Source organism: Methylobacterium sp. Ger2507 (genome assembly GCF_055231875.1).
In genome coordinates, this window is the sequence record NZ_JBUYVC010000001.1 from 4,967,474 (window position 1) to 4,987,636 (window position 20,163).

A 20,163-nucleotide genomic window follows, 5' to 3' on the forward strand; every position below is an offset into this window, starting at 1 on the left:
TTTCAGCCCCACAGCGCGGGTTCGGGCGGGTGGATCAGGCTGCCGTCGAAGCGCAGACCCGGCTCCCGGTCCCGTGCCAGGAGCAGTGGGCCGTCGAGGTCGACGTAGTCGGCATGGTGGGCGAGCAGCATGGCGGGCGCCATCGCCAGCGAGGTGCCGACCATGCATCCGATCATCAGCGAGAAGCCGCGCGCCCGCGCCTCGTGCGCCAGCATCACCGCCTCGGTGAGACCGCCGGCCTTGTCGAGCTTGATGTTGATGGCGTCGTAGCGCCGGCTCAGAGCGTCGAGGCCGGCCCGGTCGTGCAGGCTCTCGTCGGCGCAGATGGGGATCGGCCGGGCGAGATCGGCGAGAAGCGCATCCTCGCCCGCCGGCAGCGGCTGCTCGATGAGGCCGACGCCGGCCGCGACGCAGGCTGCCAGGTTGGCTTCGATCGTCTCCGCTCGCCAGGCCTCGTTGGCATCGACGATGAGACGGGAATCCGGCGCTCCGCGCCGAACGGCGGCGATGCGCTCCGGGTCGCCGACGCCGCCGAGCTTCACCTTGAGCAACGGCCGGTGCGCGGCCTTGCGGGCGGCCTCCTCCATGCTCTCGGGATCTCCGAGGCTCAGGGTATAGGCCGTGGTGGCGACCGCCGGCGCCGACAGGCCGGCGATCTCGAAGGCGGGCCGCCCGAGCTGCTTCGCCTCCAGGTCAAACAGGGCGCAATCGAGGGCGTTCCGCGCCGCTCCCGCCGTCATGCGAAGCAGAAGGTCGGCCCGGGTCGCTCCGGCGGCGATCGCCTCGGCCTGATCCCGGATCAGCGCGGTGACGCTCTCGACGGTCTCGCCGTAACGGGCATAGGGCACGCACTCGCCGCGCCCGATGCGGCCCTCCGGGTCGGTGATCGTGGCCAGCACCACCACCGCCTCGGTGCGGCTGCCCCGCGCGATGGTGAAGGCTCCCGCGATCGGGAAGCGCTCGACCGCGACGTCGAGCCGCCGGGTCACGCGCTCGCCCCCGTGATGGCGGGGGGAAATTCGGCGACGATCCGGTCGACAATGGCCTCGACGCCGAAGCGCACCGGATCGGTGGCGGGCAGATCGTGCTCGCGGGCGAGGTCGACCAGCAGCGCGCGGGCCGCCCCCTCCTCCAGGTCCTGGGTGTTCACCGCGATGCCGACCGGGCGGATGTCCGGATTGGTCAGGCTGCCGAGTTGCACCGTCAGGTCGATGACCTGACGGATGGTGGGAAGCGGATGCTGGACGCCGCGCATGGTCGTGCGGGTCGGCTCGTGGCAGACCACGAAGGCATCGGCCTGGGCTCCATGCAGCAGCCCGAGGCTGACGCCGGCGAAGGACGGGTGGAACAGCGAGCCCTGTCCTTCGAGCAGGTCCCAATGGTCCGGCGCGGCGGCGGGGGCGATCCACTCGACGGCACCGGAGATGAAGTCGGCCACCACCGCGTCGATGGCGACGCCGCGCCCGGAGATGAAGACGCCGGTCTGTCCGGTGGCACGGAAATCCGCATCGAGCCCGCGCTCGCGCATACCGCGCTCCAGGGCGAGCACGGTGTACTTCTTGCCCACCGAGCAGTCGGTGCCGACGCTGAGCAGGCGGCGGCCGGGCCGCTTCGTGCCCTTGCCGGTGGCGAATGTCTCCGCGGTGTGGCGGACGTCGTGCAACTGGCGGCCGTTGCGCTCGGCGGCCTCGGCGATGGCCGGCACCGCGCCGAGGCGCGCATGCAGCCCGCTGGCGATGTCGAGACCGGCGTTCAGCGCCGCCACCACCTCGGCGATCCAATGCTCCGGCAGGACGCCGCCCGCATTGGCGACCCCGATGACCATCGTGCGGCAGCCCTGCGCCACCGCTTCCGCCAGGGTGAGATCGGGAATCCCGAGATCGGCGGCGCAGCCCGGCAGGCGGAGCTGACCGACGCACCATTCGGGGCGCCAATCCTTGATGCCGTAGGCGGTCTTGGCGGCGAGCCGATCGGGCACGTCGCCGAGGAACATCAGGTAGGGCGTTTCGATCTGCATCGCGTCACTCACCGTCCGAGGATGGGGGCCTCGGGGCCTGTCTATGCGCGATGAACACGGCGCTGCCAAATCGTACGCCCCGCAATGCTGGCCGGCAGAACGCACTTGCGGGGCGGCGCGATGTCGGGTGTGGTCGTCCCGCACGAGAGACGGACAAGAAACCGCGGAGCAAGGAAACGGTGCGCGCATGAAAATGTACGGCAATTGGCGCTCGGCCGCCGCGTTCCGGGTCCGCGTCGCCCTCAACCTCAAGGGGATCGCCTATGAGGAGACCTTCCTCGACCTCGATGCCGGCGAGCAGTTCAAGCCGGAATTCCTTGCGATCAATCCGCAGGGAGCGGTCCCGGCGTTCTTCGACGGCGACGGGCCGCCGCTGATCCAGTCGCTGGCGATCCTCGATTACCTGGAGGACATCCACCCGGCGACGCCGCTCCTGCCGAGCGATCCGCGGGCGCGGGCGCGGGCGCGGTCTTTGGCCCAGGTGGTCGCCTGCGACACTCATCCGCTCTACGTGCCGCGGGTGCGCAACTTCCTGATGGAGACCTACGACCTGCCGCGCGAGCGCATGCTCGGCTTCGTCCGCCATTGGATGGCGACCGGGCTGAAGACCCTGGAGACGCGCCTGACCCGCGAGCCCGGCACCGGCCGCTATGCCCAGGGCGATGCGGTCAGCCATGCCGATCTCTGCCTCGTCAGCCTCTGGGTCGGCACCGGCATCTTCGGCGTCGACACGGCACCGTTCCCGACGGTGCAGCGGATCGCCGAGGATTGCCTGGCCCAGGACGCCTTCGCCCGCGCCCATCCCCTGCGCCAGCCGGGCGCACCGGCGTGACGCATGGACCGGGTTCGCGAGGCACCCCGGTCTGATAAGTCGCCCTGTCTCCTGGGCAGCCCTGTCTCCTGGGCAGCCCTCTCTCCTGGGGAGCCCTGCCTGATAGGAATGGCGGTCGGTTTCTAATCCTTCTAAACTAAGCTTTCGGATCTCGTCGCGTAGCTCCGCATCGGGGGCACGCCGCCGCAAGGTTTCGACAAGATTTCAGCATCAGACAAGACTTCGACACAAGACGACAAGATCGAGGGTGTGAGCGTCATGGTACCGGCCGAATCCGAGGACAATCTGCACCGCATCGTGGTCGTCGGAGGCGGAGCGGCGGGGCTGCAGCTCGCGACCAAGCTCGGCGAAAAGCTCGGTCGGACGCAGAAGGCGCACGTCACCCTGGTCGACCGGGCGCGGACCCACATCTGGAAGCCGCTGCTGCACGAGGTCGCCGCCGGCAGCCTCGATGTGGGGCACCATGCGGTCGATTACCTGCACCACGCCCACCGGCACCATTTCCGCTACCGCATCGGCGAGATGACGGGGCTCGACCGGACCAAGCGGGTGATTCACCTGGCCGCCAGCCACGACACCGAGGGCCGCGAGGTCACGCCGGTCCGCGAGATCGCCTACGACACCCTGGTGATGGCGGTGGGTTCGACCACCAATGATTTCGGTACGCCCGGCGTGAAGGAGAATGCCATCGCGCTCGACACCCAGAGCCAGGCGGTGCGCTTCCACCAGCGCCTCGTGAACGGGATGCTGCGCGCCCACACCCAGCCGGGACCGGTGCGGCCCGGCCAGCTCCACGTCACCGTTATCGGCGCCGGGGCCACCGGCACCGAACTCGCCGCCGAACTCCATCGCACCACCCGCCACGTGGCGGCGACCGGTCTCGACCGCATCGATCCGGCCAAGGACCTGAAGATCACCCTCGTCGAGGCGGCGAGCCGCATCCTGCCCGCCGTTCCGGAGCGGATGTCCCGCGACGTCATGGTGCTGCTCGACAAGATCGGCGTCGAGGTTCGCACCGGCGCCCGCGTGACCGAGGTCCGACCCGAGGGCGTGCAACTCGCCGATGGCGGCTTCATCCCCTCCGAACTCGTGGTCTGGGCCGCCGGCGTGAAGGCGCCGCCGTTCCTGCACGAGATCGGCGGCCTCGAGACCACGCGCAACAACCAGCTCGTGGTCACGCCGACCCTGCAGACCACCCGCGACCCGGACATCTTCGCGATGGGCGACTGCGCCTACCTCGTGGAGAAGGGGTCGGATACGCCGATCCCGCCCCGCGCGCAGGCGGCTCACCAGCAGGCGACGCACCTCATCAAGATCATCCCCGACAAGATGGCAGGCAAGCCGCTGAAAGCCTTCAAATACCGCGACTTCGGCTCGCTGGTGTCGCTGGGCGAATACTCGACGGTCGGCAGCCTGATGGGGTTCATCAAGGGCAAGAACATGTTCATTGCCGGGCTCTTCGCCCGCATGATGTACCGTTCCCTGTACAAGATGCACGAGCAGGCCCTGCACGGCACCGTGAAGACGACCCTCGACGCGGTGGCTCGCGCGCTGACCCGGCGCACCGAGTCGCGCGTGAAACTGCACTGAGCACAACCGGGACCCGATCGGCATGTTTCTCGACATCGTCAAAGCGGTGCAGCAGCGCAATCCGGCGCTCGGCTCCTATGTCCTCGTCCTGCGTGGCGATTCGCGGGCCCGTGACGCGGCCGATCCGAGCCGCCTCTCCCCGGAGGCCGAAGCCTGGCTCGCCGAGCACGCCCCGGGCGCCCGATTCTCCGAGGAGAAGGTGCTGCTGTCGCCCTATCCGGGCGCGATGCCGGTCGACCGGGCGGTCACCGTCCTGGCCTTCGCGGATGCCCGCCACCTCGCGGCCTTCGCCACGGCCTGGACGGCCGACCCGGAGCCGGAAGGTCAGGATTCGGAGACTGGGGAGCCGGAAACGGACGCGTCGAAGCCCGAGGGCGGCTGAAACGCAGCCTCAGCCGCGCTCTTCGCGCGCGAGCCAGCGCAGGCGGGCCGCCTCCAGGCCCCAGACCATGCCGAGCATCATGTAGACGTGGCGCCACTTCTCGATGTCGATCTGGACCGCCTGCAGGAAGAACATCAGCAGGGCCGGCCAGACGATCTGGGCGTGGCGGCGGTAGGGCGTGTCGCGGCGCATCAACCGGAAGCCGACCACGCTGGTGGTCAGCACGAGGCCGATGAAGGTCACGCCGGCGAACCAGCCGCCATTGGCGAAGCTGCCGATATAGGTGTTGTGCGGCTCCAGCGCGAAGATCAGTCGCCAGCGCAGGGGCCCCATCCCGAGCGGTTCATCCAGGAGCATGGCGAGGCCGCGCATCTGGTTGCCGAAGCGGCCGGTCTCGCCGGTGTCGTAATCCTGCGTGACCGCCGCGCGCTTCGAGAACATCTCGGCCGTGTCGCCGATCGACAGCAACCCCACGATGGCGACCGCCGTGGCGGCCACGGCCAGCACCGTCAGGATGACGATGCGGCGGCGCAAGCGCGCCGAGGGCGTGGTGGTGTAGACGCTGCCCACCATCACGGCGACGGCGATCAGCGTGCCGCCCCAGGAGCCGCGCGAGAACGACAGGAAGATGCCCGCCACGATCACCATCAGGATCGCGGAGGAGAGGACCGGCCGCCGGCTGGTACCGAGCAGCAGGCCATGCATCAGGTAGAGCGCGCCCAGCGTCAGGAACGAGCCGAACACGTTCGGGTCCTGGAAGGTGCCCGAGGCACGGCCGTACTTATAGAACAGGTCCTCGGTCGGGATGAATCCGAAGTAGCCCACGATGCCGAAGGCGCTCGAGAGCAGGCAGCTCGCTACGAAGGTCTTGAGCGCCAGTTCCATCCGCGCCTCGGTGTCGTCGGAGAACAGCATGGCGAAGAACACGCCGGTGATGGCGAGATAGGCGAGCTGGATCGTCCAGGTCACCGGCAGGGGCTGGTCGACGAAGGGCATCAGCGCCACCGTGATGGCGCTGACGTAGAGGATCAGCAGCCAGAGCAGTGGCACCATGCCCCGATGCAGGCGCAGGCCGAGGCAGAGCCACAGCACGATGGTGGGGATCGCCACGACATCGTAGGGCGAGGTGTCGGAAAAGGCGAAGCAGGCGAAGAAGATGAAGGCGACGAGGAGAAGCGTCGCGAGGCGCTGCAGGACGCTGAGGACGGGGATACGGGCCCAGGCTCCCGCCTGCCAGCGCGCCGCGCCGGGTGCCATCGTGGACGCCATGCACTCAACCCATCCCCGCGCCGCCGACGGGGCGAGCGCGCGCTACCTGCTCTCCATCAGGCGCGGGAATGATTGAGATTTCGAGAAGCGGTTGTCCTCAGGTCAGCGCGCGCACCAGATCCCGGAACCGATCCCCGCGATCCTCGAAGCTTCGGAACTGGTCGTAGGACGCGCAGGCCGGCGAGAGCAGGACCACGGGCTCGGCCGCCTTCGACGCCGCAGCGGCCTCGGCCGCCTTCGCGGTGGCGACCGCGAGGGTGCCGCAGGCGGTGTAGGGCACCCGGCCCTCCAGGGTGGCGGCGAAGGCGTCGCTCGCCGCGCCGATCAGATAGGCGTGGGCGACGCGGCCGAACAGCGGCGCCAGGGATGCGATGCCGCCCTCCTTGGCCTTGCCGCCGAGGATCCAGTGGATGTCGTGGAAGGCGGTCAGGGCCTTCTCGGTGGAATCGGCGTTGGTGGCCTTCGAATCGTTGACGAACAGCACGCGCCCGCGCCGGCCGACCTCTTCCATGCGGTGGGGCAGACCGGGGAAGCTCCGGAGACCCGCCACCAGTTCGGCATCGCTGATTCCGAGAGCCCGGACGCAGGCGGCCGCCACAGCGGCATTCTGCCAATTGTGCGCCCCGCGCAGGGACCCAATGCCGTTGAGGTCCGCGATCGGGGTGCCGTCCGCATCGAACACCGTTCCGTCGCGGGCCGACAGGCCGTCGAAATCGGCATCCGGCATTCCGACATGGATGCGGACGCAAGGCCCCGTCCGGGCGTCCGCGATGGCCCGGCTGAGATCGTCGTCGACCCCGACGATGGCGCGGTCTGCCCCCGCCACCAGCCGTGCCTTGATCGCCGCATAGTCGGCCAAGGTGCCGTGGCGGTCGAGGTGGTCCGGCGTGATGTTGAGGAGGATGCCGAGGCTCGGGTCGAGGCTCGGCGTCAGGTCGATCTGGAACGAGGACAGCTCGATCACGTGGATGCGGTCGGGCGCCGGCGGCGCCAGGGACAGGATCGCGGTGCCGATATTGCCGCCCATCTGCACGTCGCGGCCGGCCGCCGTCAGGATGTGGGCGATCAGCGCCGTGGTGGTCGATTTGCCGTTGGTGCCCGTGATGGCGACGAAGGGTGCGCCCGGCGCAAGGGCGCGGCGCTCCCGGACGAACAGCTCGATATCGCCGATGATCGGGATGCCGGCCTCGCGCGCCTTCGTGACGGTCCAGTGGGGAACGGGGTGGGTCAGCGGCACGCCGGGGGCGAGGATCAGGGCGGAGAAGCCGGTCCAGTCGGCCTCGTTCAGGTCGAAGACGGTGATGCCCTGGTCGCGCGCCCGCGCCGTGCTCTCCGGGGAATCGTCCCAGGCGAGCACGTCGGCGCCCCCGGCGATCAGGGCGCGCACGGTGGCGAGGCCGGAGCCGCCGAGGCCGAACAAGGCGACCTTCCGGCCGGCGAAGGTGGTGACGGGCGTCATGCGGATCAGCGCAGCTTCAGAGTGGCGAGGCCGGCCAGCGCCAAGATCACGGCGATGATCCAGAACCGGATCACGACCTGCGGCTCCTTCCAGCCCTTCTGCTCGAAATGGTGGTGGATTGGGGCCATGCGGAAGACCCGCTTGCCCGTGAGCTTGAACGACGCGACCTGGATGATCACCGACATCATCTCGAGCACGAACAGGCCGCCCACGATCGCCAGCACGATCTCGTGCTTGGTGGCCACCGCGATGGTGCCGAGGAGACCGCCGAGCGCCAGCGAGCCGGTATCGCCCATGAAGACCTGCGCGGGCGGCGCGTTGAACCACAGGAAGCCGAGCCCCGCCCCGATCACCGCGCCGCAGACCACCGCGAGTTCGCCGGTGTCGCGCACGTAGTTCACCTGCAGGTAGCCGGCCGTGAACACGTTGCCGACGAGGTAGGCGATGACGCCGAAGGTGCCGCAGGCGATCATCACCGGCACGATGGCGAGGCCGTCGAGGCCGTCGGTCATGTTCACGGCATTGCCGGTTCCCACGATGACGAAGGCGGCGAACAGCACGTAGAACCAGCCGAGGTTCAGGAGCGCGTCCTTGAACACCGGGAAGGCGAGCTGGTTCTGCAGGGTCGGGGCCGAGTAGACCGAGATCAGCACACAGGCCGCGAGGGCGATACCCGCTTCCAGCAGGAGGCGGAACTTGCCTGAGAAGCCCTTGTGCGACTGCTTCGTCACCTTGAGATAGTCGTCGTAGAAGCCGATGGCGCCGAAGCCGAGGGTCACCGCCAGGGTGACCCAGACATAATGGTTGCGCGGATTGGCCCAGAGCAGGATCGCCACGACGCAGCCGGCCAGGATCATCAGGCCACCCATGGTGGGCGTGCCGCGCTTCGTCAGCAGGTGCGACTGGGGGCCGTCCTCGCGGATCGGCTGGCCCTTGCCCTGGCGCAGACGCAGCAGCGAAATGATCAGCGGCCCGAACCAAAACACGAACAGGCCCGCCGTGAACAGCGCGCCGCCGGTACGGAAGGTGATGTAGCGGAAGACGTTAAGGGCGGAGACGGTGCCGCTCAAGTCCGACAGGAGATACAGCATCCAGCACCCGGCCGTGGTTCAGTTCGAAACTCGGCCGAAGGCACGGGGTACGCGTCCCCTCCCCGGCCGTGATGAAGGTCGCCTCAGCGCGCGGCGGCGTGAGGCGGTTCGGCTAGGGCGTTCGCGTAACGGGCTTTGAGCGCTTCCACAATCCGGCCCATGCGGATGCTGTTCGAGCCCTTCACCATCACGGCGTCGCCGGGGCGCAGGGTCGAGAGCACGGATTCAAGCAGGTCGGCGGAGGTGGCCGCGCAGGCGCCGCGCCGGCTCACCGGCAGCGCCTCGAAGAGGTTGCGCATCAGCGGACCGGCCGTGAAGACGAGGTCGACCTTGGCCGCTTCCACCGGTCCGGCCAAGTCGCGGTGATGGGCTTCGCCCTCGGGTCCGAGTTCGAGCATGTCGCCCAGCACGGCGATGCGGCGTCCACGCGGGCCGGTCTCGATGGCCGACAGCGTCGCGAGCGCGGCGCGGATCGAGGCCGGATTGGCATTGTAGCTCTCGTCGACCAGGAAGGCCTCGCCCGCCCCGATCGCCAGCGCGGTGCGCTCGCCGCGACCGACCGGCGGCCGCAGGGCGGCGAGCGACAGGGCGGCGAGGGCGAGATCGGCCCCCAGCGCATGCACCACCGCCATCACGCCGAGCGAGTTCATCGCCGTGTGCCGGCCGGGCGTGCCGAGCTGATAGGTGACGGGGATGCCCATCACCACCGCGTCCACCACCGAGAGGTCGGGGCGCGGGACGATGCGCTGAGCGCGAATATCCGCCTCCGGATGCTCGCCGAAGGTGATGACGCGACCCGCGCGGGAGGCCTGGGCATGGGCGAGCAGGCGCGGATAGCTCGGATTGTCGCGGTTGATGATCGCAGTGCCGCCGGCCTTCAGGCCGGAGAAGATCTCGCCCTTGGCGTCGGCGATGGCCGAGAGCGAGGCGAAGTGTTCGATGTGCACGGGCTCGACGGTGGTCACCAGGGCGATGTCCGGCTGCACCATGGCGGTCAGCGGCACGATCTCGCCCGGATGGTTCATGCCGATTTCGAACACGCCGAACTGCGCATCGGCGGGCATCCGCGCCAAGGTCAGAGGGACGCCCCAGTGGTTGTTGTAGGAGGCGATGGAGGCGTGGGTCATTCCCTGCGCCGACAGGACGTGACGCAGCGCTTCCTTGGTGCCGGTCTTCCCGACCGACCCCGTCACCGCGACGATGCCGGCCCGGCTGCGGGCCCGGGCGGCGGCCCCCAAGGCCCGCATGGCGTCGAGAACGGGATCGTCACCCGAGCCGGACGCTTTGCCGGAAACCGCCAGGACGGGACCGGCCCCGGCGAAGTCCGGCGCGCGTTCGGCGGCGACCACCGCCGCGCCGGCGCCGCGCTCAAGGGCGGCGCGGACGAAATCGTGCCCGTCCCGTGCCTCGCCCTTGATGGCGAAGAACAAGTCGCCCGGCTGCAGCGTGCGGGTGTCGATGGAGGCGCCGGTGATGGCCCTCGGCGCGCCGTGCACGGTCCCGCCGGTGGCGGCCTCCAAGGCGTCCTGCGTCCAGAGCGGGTTCGGTTGGGTCATCGTGAGCGTTCCGCGATCGCAGCCCGGAGGACGTCGTGGTCCGAGAAGGGCAGAACCTGTGACCCCACGATCTGGCCGGTTTCATGGCCCTTGCCGGCCACCACCAGCACGTCACCGGGCGCGAGCGCCCGCACGGCTGTCCGGATCGCCTCGGCCCGGTCGCCGATCTCGATCGCTCCCGGGGCAGCGGCCAGGATCGCGGCGCGGATCGCGGCCGGGTTCTCGCTGCGGGGATTGTCGTCGGTGACGATGACGGCGTCCGCCATCCGTGCCGCGATGGCGCCCATGATGGGGCGCTTGCCCGTATCGCGATCGCCGCCGCAGCCGAAGACCACCCGCAGGCGCCCGGTCGCGAACGGGCGCAGCGCCGTCAGCACGCCCTCCAGCGCTTCGGGCTTGTGGGCGTAATCGACGAGGCAGAGCCCGCCACTGACTTCGCCGATCCGCTCCATCCGGCCCGGAACCCCGGTGAGATGTTCGAGGGCGGCGATGACGCCGGGGCGATCCGCCTGACCGGCCGGAGTCGCCAGGACGAGACCGGCGGCGAGCAGCGCGTTCTCCACCTGGAAGCCGCCAACGAGGGGCAGGCGGACGCCGTATTCCTCAAGAACGCCGCTGGTGCCCGGCGCCAGGAGGGTGAGGTGCTGATGAAAACCTTCGGTGCGGGCCGCGATGAGGCGCACCGTGTCACCCTTGGTGCCGGTGGTGTGAATGTCGAGCCCACGCGCGGCGGCGGACGCCACGACCACGTCGGCATAGGCGCCGTCGAGGTTGATCACTGCCGGGATGCCGGGCTGCGCCAGGGTCGTGAACAGGCGGAGCTTGGCGGCGAGGTAGTCCTCGATGGTGGCGTGGTAGTCGAGATGATCGCGCCCGAGATTGGTGTAGCCCACCGCCGCGAGATCGACGCCGTCGAGGCGTCGCTGCTCGATGCCGTGGGAGGACGCCTCCATGGCGAGGTATCCGATGCCGTCATCGGCCAATTGCGCCAGGGTGGCGTGGAGCGTGACGGGATCGGGCGTGGTCAGCGAGCCATAGATCGCGCCGCGGCTGGTGACGATGCCGACCGTGCCGAGGCTCGCCGCCTCGACGCCGAGGCGCGCCAGGATCTGGCGCACGAAATCCGTGACCGAACTCTTCCCACTTGTGCCGGTCACCGCGACGACCTGGGCCGGCTGCCGGCCCGAAAAGGCGCGGGCGGCGCGTGCGAGGCTGCGCCGCACATCGGCGACGGCGATGTAGGGCACGGCTCCGTCGAGATCGGCCGGCCGCGCGCCCTCGCTCACCACCGCCACGGCACCGGCTTGCGCGGCCTGCGCCACGAAGCGCCTTCCATCCGCCACGGTGCCGGGTACGGCTACGAACACCATGCCGGGCGCGACCTTGCGCGAATCAGCCGTCAACCCGGAGACGGGTAGGCCGGCGAAGGCCGCCTCGGCCTCGGGAAACAGTGAGCCGAGGGTCGGCCCGCTCATCGCCCGTCCACCTGCGTCGCGTGATAGGCGCCGAGTTTCACCATGAGGGGGAAGGGCTTGACCGGCGGATCGAATTGCGGCGGCAGGCCGAGGATGGGCGCGACCCGCTCGATCACACGGCCGGTAACGACACCGGAATTCCAGGCGGCCGTCGCGTAACCGCCGGATTCCGGAAGGCCCTGCGGCTCGTCCATGATGGTGACGAAGAGGTATTTCGGGTTGTTCATCGGGGCAGCGGCCATGAAGGTCGTGAACAGGCGGTTCTTCACGTAGCGGCCGTGAATGACCTTCTCGGCGGTGCCGGTCTTGCCGCCCACGAAGTAGTACGGGATCGACGCCTTCTTGGCCGAGCCCTCGACGGCGTTGAGGCGCATGATGAAGCGCATCGCCTCGCTGGTCTCGGGCTTGAGCACGCGGGTGGCCTTCACCATGGCGTCCGCCTGCGTGGTCTTCAGGAAAGTCGGCGTCATCAGGAAGCCGCCATTGGCGATAGCCGCCACCGCCGCCGTCGCCTGGATCGGCGCCACCGCGAGGCCGTGGCCGAACGCGATCGTGATGGTGTTGATCTCGGTCCAGCGCGGCGGCACCAGCGGTTCGGCGCTCTCGGGAAGTTCCGTCCGCATGCGGTCGGTCAGGCCCATCTTCTTCAGGAAGGCCTTGTGGCCGGGCACGCCGATGCCGAGCGCCATCTTGGCCGAGCCGATGTTCGACGAGTGCGTGAACACCTCCGGCATGGTGATGACGCGGTTGGTGCCGTGATACTCGTGGATCTTCTGGCGGCCCCAGTTCAGCACGCCGCCACGGGTGTCGAAGGTGGAGTTGACGTTGTACTTGCCGGAATCGAGCGCCATCGCGAGGGTCATCGCCTTGAAGGTCGAGCCCATCTCGTAGACGCCGACGTTCATGCGGTTGATGCGGTCGGGGTTGAGCGCGTCGGCCGGATCGTTCGGGTCGAAATCCGGCAGGGAGGCGAGCGCGATCACCTCGCCGGTCTGCACGTCGAGGATCATGCCGGCGGCGGCCTTGGCCTTGAAGTGCTCCAGACCCCAGGCGAGTTCATCGCGCACCGCGAACTGCGCTCGCAGGTCGATGGAAAGCTGGACCGGCGCGAGGTCGGTCTGCTTCGCCACGAGGCCGAAATCGTTGAGCGCCTTGTTGCCCTGGTTGTCGATGTACTTCTCGATGCCGGCGATGCCGATGTTGTCGAGGTTGGTCACACCGAGGATGTGGGCGGCGGCGACGCCGTTCGGGTAGACGCGCTTGTGGTCGGGCAGGAAGCCGATGCCCGGGATGCCGAGACGGTGGACCTCGGCCTGCTGCTTCGGGGTGATCTCGCGCTTGACCCAGACGAAGCCCTTCTTGGTGGAGAGCTTGGCGCGCAACTCGGTGGCGTTGATCTGCGGAAGCACGGCGGTGAGCAGTTCGACCGCCTCGTCCTTGTCGTAGATGTTGCGCGGTTCCGCGAAGATCGAGACCGTGCGGATATCCGTGGCGAGGATCTCGCCGTTGCGGTCGACGATGTCGGGGCGGATCGCCGTCGTGGCGGCCGCCGCGATCCGGCGATCGCCGTTATCGGGCTCCGGGAAGGCCGCCCCGAAAATCAGGCGCCCGGCGATGGTGGCGAACACCAGCGCGAAGGCGAGACCGACGAGCCCGACGCGGGTATAGGACCGCTCGATGGCGAGGTGGAACATCGCCTTCGCGTGCCGGAGCACCCACTCGGCCCGCGACACCGGCGGTGCGGCCGGTGCCTCGGGCGCGGGCTCGAGTACCGTCCGTTCGACCTGGGCGGCGCCCGGCGCGGAGGCCGGCCCCTGGGGGGCGACGGTTTCCACGGACGCGACGGATTCCCCGCGGGCGGGCGCGCCGGTCGACTCGGCTGCGTCGTGAGTCGGGACTTCGGACACGGGCACTACCTCGAAGGCGTGGTCGGAGTTCTGGTCGTGGTGGTGCGGGGCGTGATGCTGCCGGTGATGCGCGGCTCATCGGACCCGCGAGCGGCCACCGGCTTCTCCTTGGGCGTCGCCGTGGCAGCGAGGAGCCGCCCGATCTCGTCGCCGCGATCGGGACGCGCCGGCAGGTCGGCCAGGCGCCCCAGATGGGCGGTGCCGATGGGCTCGAGGGCGAGATAGCGATCGACCGCTGCCTGAAGCCGGTCCGGCCGCGTCAGCAATTGCCACTCGGCGCGCAGGACCGCGATGGCCTGACGCTCCTTCTTGAGCTGGGTCTGGGCCTTCGAGACCTGTCCCGCCTGGTAGAGGGTGTCGTACTTGATCGAGTAGGCGTAGATCGCCGAGCCGATCAGCCCGAGCACCGCGATGAGGTTGAGCAAACGGATCACCGGCGTGCCCCTCCGCTCCGACCCGTCCGCGCCGGTAGCGCCGCCAAGGTCTCGATGGCCGCCAAGGGTTCGGGCGCGGGCGCGTCCGTGCGCTCCACCGCGCGCAGCTTGGCCGAGCGGGACCGGGGATTGGCGGCGGTCTCGGCCGAGCTCGGCAGGACCGGTCCCTTGGTGACGGCGCCGAAGCTCCGGGGCGCCGGGGCCTCCAGGCTCGGCAGGTGGCGGGAGGCCTGAGCCGCCCGGCCGCTGCGGGCCGAGAAGAACTGCTTCACGATCCGGTCTTCGAGCGAGTGGAAGGTCACCACCGCGAGGCGGCCACCGGGCCGCAGGATGCGCTCGGCGGCGTGCAGCGCCTGGACCAGCTCGCCGAGTTCGTCGTTCACCGCGATGCGCAGGCCCTGGAAGGTCCGGGTCGCCGGATGGATGCCGCTCGCCGGATCGGCCCAGACCACGCTGGCGACGATGTCGGCCAGCGCCGCGGTCGTCTCGATGCGCCCCTTGCGGCGGGCCTCGATGATCGCCCGGGCGACGGCGCGCGAGCGGCGCTCCTCGCCGTAATGGAAGATGATGTCGGCGAGGTCGGCTTCCTCGGACTCGTTGACGAGGTCGGCCGCGCTCGGGCCTGCGCGCTCCATGCGCATGTCGAGGGGGCCGTCGTTGCGGAAGGAGAAGCCGCGCTCCGGCTGGTCGATCTGCATCGACGACACGCCGATATCGAGGACCACGGCATCGGCCAGCGCATGGCCGGCGCCCTCCACGCAGGCGTCAAGGGTGCCGAAACGGCCCGGCACCAGGGTCAGGCGTCCGGCCGCCTCGGCGACCAGGGGGGCGCCGCCCGCGATCGCGCCCGGATCGCGGTCGATCGCCAGAACGTGAACGCCTGGGTCGGCCTGCAGCATCGCGCGGGTGTAGCCGCCGGCCCCGAAGGTGCCGTCGACGGCGAGGCTGCGGCCGGGCAGATCGAGGGCGGCCAGCACCTCACCGAGGAGGACGGGGACGTGCGGCGCGCCGTCGAGGGCGCGCGGGACCCGCGCTTCGCGAGGAGCACGCATCATCGGATGGCCTCGGCGTGCCGCCGTTGCGCTCCGAAGCGGAGCCGGAAATCGACGGGAGTGAAGCGGCGCATGCGTCCCTTCCACGGGGCTGGAGCACGCAGGCGCGGCTCGGAGAGACGGGGCGTCTCCGGGTCGACGCGAGACGCGACCGCGCATGCGGACACCGGCCTGCCTGGGACAGGCTGCGTCCGTCGATCCGAAATTCGCCGTTGACGGGATGAATCGGGGTACCATGGGCCTCTGAGCGCCGTCAACGAACCTGGCCGAGGGGAAGCGGCCAGCGTCGATCAGACCTCAGCAAGGTTAACCGAGCGTAAGGATCGGGCGTCAAAGGCACATCCGGGATGCGCGCCGGCGCCTCGATGTCGGCGTCGAGGCGGCAGAACTTCTCGCGCGGAGGACGCGGCTTCGGCCGTCGTCGCCAAGCAATCGCGATCAGGCCGCCCGGACGTTGCCGAGGAAGTTCTCGATCTCGGCCCGCAGGGTCCGTGACTGACCTGCGAGAGCATCGGCGGCGGTCGCCACAGACTGGGCGACCTGGCCGGCAGCGTCGGCCGAACGGGCGACCTCGGAGATGTCGGTTGTCACCCGGTCGGTGCCGGAGGAGGCCTGCATCATGCTGCGCATGATCTCCTGCGTGGTGGCCCCCTGCTCCTCGACCGCGCCGGCGATGCTCGTCGTGACGCCGCTCATCGCGTGGATCTGGGACGTGATCTCCTCGATCGCCAGCGCGGCGCCGCCGGTGGCGGCCTGGATCGCCCCGATCTGCTGACGGATCTCCTCGGTGGCGCGGCTGGTCTGGGAGGCAAGCTCCTTCACCTCCGCCGCCACCACGGCGAAGCCGCGGCCGGTCTCGCCCGCGCGGGCCGCCTCGATGGTGGCGTTGAGGGCGAGGAGGTTGGTCTGGCCGGCGATGGTCGAGACCAGCCCGACGACGTCGCCGATCCGGGTCGCGGCGGCGGAGAGCGCCGCCATGGTCGCGCCGGTGCGGGATGCGGCCTGCACGGCGGCGGCGGAGATCTCGCTGGCCTGATCGACCTGCCGCCCGATCTCCCCCACCGTCGAGCCGAGCTGGTCGGCGGCGGCCGCCACGGCGGTAACATTGCCGGACGTCTGCCGCGCGGCCTCAGCCGCACTGGTGGAGCGCAGGGCGGTGCCCTCGACCGCGCTCCGCATAGTGTCCGACGACGACTGCAGCCCGGTGACCGCCTCGGCCACGTGGGTGACGATGCCGCCCACCGAGCGCTCGAAGCGGTCGGCGAGGTCGCGCAGCAGGGTGCGCCGGGCCTGATCCTCGCGCAGCCGCGCCGCTTCGGTGGTCTGGAGCTGCTCGGCGGCGTCCGCCAGGGACATGTCGCGGATGGCCATCACCGCCCGGGCGATGTCGCCGATCTCGTCCCGGCGCCGGGTCGCCGCCAGGGCCACGTCGGTGTCGCCGTTGGCGAGGCGGGTGGTGTCCTCGGTGAGGCGCTCCAGCGGACGGGCCAGCGTTCCGGCCAGCCACCACGCGGTGCCGGAGCCGACGAAGACGACGCCGCCGACGAGGCCGAGCATGGCCCAGATCTTCCAGACCGTGCCGGCATGCGTGGCCTGGATCTGGGCGCGCGCATCCTCGGCGGCCAGCGCGACGGCCTCGTCGAAACGCTGCCGCAGGCGCTGGTTCTCCTGTGCCATCCGCTCCAGAGTCGGGACTTGGGCGGAGGGCCGGAGGCCGAGCAGGACTTCCGCATCGGCGCGCCATTGCCGGGCCTCGGCCTGGGCGCTGCGGGCCAGGATCAGCATCCGATCGGACTGGGCCAGAGCCTCGAGCCGGCCCAGGAGAGCCATGATCTGATCACTCGCCGCTGTGAACTCGCGGTTGATCGGGCCCATGTCGACCAGATCGGTCATGGCGCTGACGCGGGCGATCAGATCCTCGGCGCGGTTGAAGCGGTCACGCGCGATGCGGCTCGCCTCGTTGGTCTCGGTGGTGCGCGAGCCGAGCAGGGACAGGTCGCCGACCGCTCCGAGGCCGACCCAGCCGGTCACGCCGGAGAGAAGACCGGCCAGGAGCATGAAGCCGAGGAGCGGAAGCAGGATCGTGTAGCGGATCGACATCGCGGTGGCTCTCGTATCGGACTTGGTTCAGGCGCCGTTCGGCAGGTTTCAGTTCGGAAGATTCGGCAGCGCCGTCCGGGTCTGCTCCGCAGTGAGGGAACGTAGGAACGCGATCAGGTCGGCGCGCTCCTCCGGCGCCAGCCGGAGGGGCTTCATCAGCGGCGACTTCGACGGGCGGACGATGCCTCCGGTCTCGTAGAAGTCGACGATCGACTCCAGGTTGGCGAACTGGCCGGCATGGCCGAAGGGGGCGCGGTAGGTCAGGTTGCGCAGGCCCGGCGTCTTGAAGGCATGGCGCGCCAGGGGCGCATCCGGTTCGAAGGCCGCGCGCCCGATATCCTTGGTCGGGAGGCCGAGGTCGTGGAACTGGTTGTCGGTGAAGTTCCAGCCGGTGTGGCAGCCGGCGCAACCGGCTTTCCCGTTGAACAGCGCGAAGCCCCGTTGCGCGGCTGGCGCCATCGCCGCCTCATCGCCGTCCACCCAGCGGTCGAACGGGGCCCACCCGGACACAACCGTCCGCTCATAGGTCGCGATCGCGGTGAGGATCGCCTCCTGTGTCACGCCCTTGCCGGGAAACAGTTTGGCGAACCAGGCCGCGTATTCCGGCGTGCCCTTCAGGCGGGCGATGATCTCGGGAAACTTGCCGTCCATCTCCGCATCCGCGGTGATCGGCCCCATCGCCTGCGTCTCGAGGTCCGGCGCGCGCCCGTCCCAGAACAGGGTCGGAATCCAGGCGGCGTTCAGCACGGTCGGGGCCTTGCGGCCCAGCGGCGTGTTGGTCGCCCCGATGGCACCGGCGACCGGGACCTCGAAGCCGAAGGAGGGATTGTGGCAGCTGGCACAGCTCAGGTTCTGCTTGCCGCTCAAACGAGGATCGAAGAACAGCATCTTGCCCAGCGTCGCCAATTGCGGCGAATAGGGCGCGGCCTCCGGAAACGGGATCGCGGTCGGACGTTTGTAACGCGCTTTGAGATCGTCCAATTCTGCCGAAGTCGCTCCGTCGCCCGCATACAACACCATGCCGACGGCCAGCATCATCACCCCGCGCAGAAAAGCCATTGCCTAACCTCGGACCGGTTCCGCCAATAGTCGAAAGAAACAAATCTCGACTTGAGGAAGCCCAAATACGGGAATTGAATTAAATATTTCTTTGCCTGAATATTTTATAAAACCAATAGATTCCGCCATGTAATTGAAGGACGACGGATCTTCATTCCATGTTTTCCATCTGTCTCTGGCACTTCCGAAACAAGTCCTTCGTTGGGTCAGGAAGACAATTTCGGATGCCAGGCGTTCTGGCGCGATCGTATCCGATCGAAATCCTTAGTCATCCGGCTCGAAGGGTTCGTTCTTGATCTGAAACCGAAATTTCCGCCAAGGATTCGGTCCGATAACTTACGGCATGGCGTCCAAATGCTTGCGCCGGCTCGGAGCACGAACGATCCCGGAGGCGGAACCCCGGCCGTCACGCATGAAATCGGTCCGGCGCATTTTGACGCGGCAGCCCGGACATGCCGGTATCCTCTTGGGCAGCTCCCGAAAGCGCGAGGTGGATCAGTCGGCCTTTAAGCCGGGTTCTGTAGGGCCCGGACGCCTGACGGCATCCGAACGTGGCGGCCATTCCTCTGGGACGATCGTTACCGACCGCCTCGAGCAACCAACCCGGGCGACGAGCCTGGAGAGAGGGCCTGAACGGGCCGCGAGGCCCGCCGTGTCGCCCCTATTCGGTTTTGCTCCCGGTGGGGTTTGCCGTGCCGTCCGCGTTGCCGCGTCCGCGGTGCGCTCTTACCGCACCCTTTCACCCTTACCGCGGATCGACTCACGCCAATCCGTGGCGGTCTGCTCTCTGTGGCACTGTCCCTGGGGTCGCCCCCGCCGGACGTTATCCGGCACCGTCTCTCCATGGAGCCCGGACTTTCCTCCCCGGGCCTGAGGCCCGGAGCGGCCGCCCGGCCGACTGATCCGGCGCGGGTGTGCGCCGGGCGCGGGCCGAGGGTCAAGGCCCGAGTGAGAAGGCGCGGGGGACTTCCGGCGCGATGTTCCGCACGGGGGTGCGAGATTTCCGGCGCCCGGCTTGCTGGCATCTCGAAGGAGGACTTGCCCGCCCGCTCGCCCGCCCCTTTGCCCGCCCCCTTGTCCACATCCTCGTCAGTGCCACGTCTCGAAGGGCGAGGCGGGCAGACCCGCACCGCAGACGACGTTCGGAACAGGAGGAAGCGATGGCGACGAACGACACGGCCTGGACGCTCGAATCCGTCCAGCAACTCACCGCGATGGCGCGCGAGGGCATCCCCGTCTCGGTGATGAGCCTGAAGCTGCGTCGGCCGATCGAGACCGTGACGGCCAAGCTCAGCCAACTCGGCATCACACCCGTGCCCGAGCCTTGATTCGAAGGTCGAGAGCCGCCCGCACCTTTCGGTGCAGGCGGCTCTCGCGATTGCAAACCCTCACGGTCGGAGGCTGGAAGCTTACCAGGTGCCGGTGTTTTCCATCGAGGACCAGGGCTCCTGCGGCGGCTTGGCCGGCCCCTTCTGCAGCAGCTCGATCGAGATGCCGTCGGGGGACTTCACGAAGGCCATGTTGCCGTCGCGCGGCGGGCGGTTGATCGTGATTCCGGCAGCCTGCAGCTTGGCGCAGAAGGCGTAGATGTCATCGACCTCGTAGGCGAGATGCCCGAAGTTGCGGCCACCCGAATAGGTCTCGGGGTCCCAGTTATGGGTCAGCTCGATGACCGGGGCCTGGGTCTCCTTGGCGGTGCCGGCATCGTCGGGGGCCGCCAGGAAGACCAGGGTGAAGCGGCCTTTCTCGTTGTCGACGCGGCGCACCTCCTGAAGCCCGAAGGTGTTGACGTAGAAGTCGAGGGCGCGGTCGAGGTCGGCGACGCGGACCATGGTGTGAAGGAATCGCATGGGTTGGTGCTCTCCGAGGAATAGCGCCTATGTGGCCCCAGGTGGGTGCGCGTCAACGCGCCTGTCAGACGGCGCGTTGCGCCGGCGCCG

General features: G+C 69.2%; 17 protein-coding genes and 1 other RNA gene. 4 read left to right on the top strand and 14 right to left on the bottom strand.

Translation table 11 applies throughout. The features are described from left to right. Positions 1-2: 2 nt before the first annotated feature. The gene (gene dgcA / locus ACV7NL_RS22920; protein ID WP_247636072.1) at positions 3-989 is read right to left on the bottom strand and encodes an N-acetyl-D-Glu racemase DgcA; all 987 of its coding nucleotides are present in this window, start codon (positions 987-989) and stop codon (positions 3-5) included. Continuing rightward, positions 986-2,017, bottom strand: a complete 1,032-nt coding sequence (dgcN, locus tag ACV7NL_RS22925; RefSeq protein WP_056486463.1) for an N-acetyltransferase DgcN — start codon at positions 2,015-2,017, stop codon at positions 986-988. The genes dgcA and dgcN overlap by 4 nt, the downstream gene beginning before the upstream one ends. 187 nt (positions 2,018-2,204) lie before the next feature. Between dgcN and maiA the strand changes: the two genes are divergently transcribed. The 3 genes from maiA to ACV7NL_RS22940 all read left to right on the top strand — a co-directional run bounded on the left by maiA (position 2,205) and on the right by ACV7NL_RS22940 (position 4,821). Next, the gene (maiA, locus tag ACV7NL_RS22930; RefSeq protein ID WP_463356976.1) at positions 2,205-2,849 is read left to right on the top strand and encodes a maleylacetoacetate isomerase; all 645 of its coding nucleotides are present in this window, start codon (positions 2,205-2,207) and stop codon (positions 2,847-2,849) included. Between the two features lie 258 nt (positions 2,850-3,107). Next, on the top strand, positions 3,108-4,439 hold the full coding sequence (locus ACV7NL_RS22935) for an NAD(P)/FAD-dependent oxidoreductase (RefSeq protein WP_056188646.1): 1,332 nt from the start codon (positions 3,108-3,110) through the stop codon (positions 4,437-4,439). Between the two features lie 22 nt (positions 4,440-4,461). Beyond that, on the top strand, positions 4,462-4,821 hold the full coding sequence (locus ACV7NL_RS22940) for a hypothetical protein (protein ID WP_056188649.1): 360 nt from the start codon (positions 4,462-4,464) through the stop codon (positions 4,819-4,821). Positions 4,822-4,830: 9 nt separating this feature from the next. Here the strand turns inward: ACV7NL_RS22940 and ACV7NL_RS22945 are convergent, their stop codons facing one another. The 11 genes from ACV7NL_RS22945 to rnpB form a co-directional block, all read right to left on the bottom strand. After that, positions 4,831-6,090 carry an O-antigen ligase family protein gene (locus ACV7NL_RS22945; RefSeq protein WP_463356977.1) on the bottom strand — a complete coding sequence of 420 codons (1,260 nt, stop codon included), beginning with the start codon at positions 6,088-6,090 and terminating at the stop codon, positions 4,831-4,833. A 97-nt stretch (positions 6,091-6,187) separates the two neighbouring features. Further along, positions 6,188-7,549, bottom strand: coding sequence for a UDP-N-acetylmuramoyl-L-alanine--D-glutamate ligase (gene murD, locus ACV7NL_RS22950; RefSeq protein WP_463356978.1), 1,362 nt, complete (start codon positions 7,547-7,549; stop codon positions 6,188-6,190). 5 nt (positions 7,550-7,554) lie between these two features. Continuing rightward, complete coding sequence (gene mraY, locus ACV7NL_RS22955) at positions 7,555-8,640, bottom strand: phospho-N-acetylmuramoyl-pentapeptide-transferase (protein ID WP_056188657.1); 1,086 nt, start codon at positions 8,638-8,640, stop codon at positions 7,555-7,557. An 83-nt stretch (positions 8,641-8,723) separates the two neighbouring features. Then, positions 8,724-10,196, bottom strand: coding sequence for a UDP-N-acetylmuramoylalanyl-D-glutamyl-2,6-diaminopimelate--D-alanyl-D-alanine ligase (locus tag ACV7NL_RS22960; RefSeq protein WP_463356979.1), 1,473 nt, complete (start codon positions 10,194-10,196; stop codon positions 8,724-8,726). Beyond that, positions 10,193-11,671: a UDP-N-acetylmuramoyl-L-alanyl-D-glutamate--2,6-diaminopimelate ligase gene (locus tag ACV7NL_RS22965; RefSeq protein WP_056188664.1), complete on the bottom strand. Its 1,479-nt coding sequence runs from the start codon at positions 11,669-11,671 to the stop codon at positions 10,193-10,195. The genes ACV7NL_RS22960 and ACV7NL_RS22965 overlap by 4 nt, the downstream gene beginning before the upstream one ends. Then, positions 11,668-13,506, bottom strand: coding sequence for a peptidoglycan D,D-transpeptidase FtsI family protein (locus tag ACV7NL_RS22970; RefSeq protein WP_156634297.1), 1,839 nt, complete (start codon positions 13,504-13,506; stop codon positions 11,668-11,670). The genes ACV7NL_RS22965 and ACV7NL_RS22970 overlap by 4 nt, the downstream gene beginning before the upstream one ends. Positions 13,507-13,583: 77 nt before the next feature. Next, positions 13,584-14,012: a cell division protein FtsL gene (gene ftsL / locus ACV7NL_RS22975; protein ID WP_056188666.1), complete on the bottom strand. Its 429-nt coding sequence runs from the start codon at positions 14,010-14,012 to the stop codon at positions 13,584-13,586. Further along, entirely contained in the window at positions 14,009-15,067 is a 1,059-nt protein-coding gene (gene rsmH / locus ACV7NL_RS22980) for a 16S rRNA (cytosine(1402)-N(4))-methyltransferase RsmH (RefSeq protein ID WP_056188669.1), read from the bottom strand. Before rsmH ends, ftsL begins: the two co-directional genes overlap by 4 nt. Before the next feature lie 435 nt (positions 15,068-15,502). Then, entirely contained in the window at positions 15,503-17,164 is a 1,662-nt protein-coding gene (locus tag ACV7NL_RS22985; RefSeq protein ID WP_463356980.1) for a methyl-accepting chemotaxis protein, read from the bottom strand. A 48-nt stretch (positions 17,165-17,212) separates the two neighbouring features. After that, positions 17,213-18,202, bottom strand: coding sequence for a cytochrome-c peroxidase (locus tag ACV7NL_RS22990; RefSeq protein ID WP_463357201.1), 990 nt, complete (start codon positions 18,200-18,202; stop codon positions 17,213-17,215). Between the two features lie 512 nt (positions 18,203-18,714). Continuing rightward, positions 18,715-19,125, bottom strand: an RNA gene (gene rnpB, locus ACV7NL_RS22995) — RNase P RNA component class A. A gap of 258 nt (positions 19,126-19,383) precedes the next feature. Between rnpB and ACV7NL_RS23000 the strand changes: the two genes are divergently transcribed. Beyond that, positions 19,384-19,551 (top strand): hypothetical protein, encoded by a 168-nt coding sequence (locus ACV7NL_RS23000; protein WP_200935899.1) that lies wholly within the window; start codon positions 19,384-19,386, stop codon positions 19,549-19,551. An 81-nt stretch (positions 19,552-19,632) separates the two neighbouring features. On the opposite strand, the gene gloA is transcribed toward ACV7NL_RS23000, so the two are convergent. Then, positions 19,633-20,073: a lactoylglutathione lyase gene (gene gloA, locus ACV7NL_RS23005; RefSeq protein ID WP_056188675.1), complete on the bottom strand. Its 441-nt coding sequence runs from the start codon at positions 20,071-20,073 to the stop codon at positions 19,633-19,635. Positions 20,074-20,163: the final 90 nt, after the last annotated feature.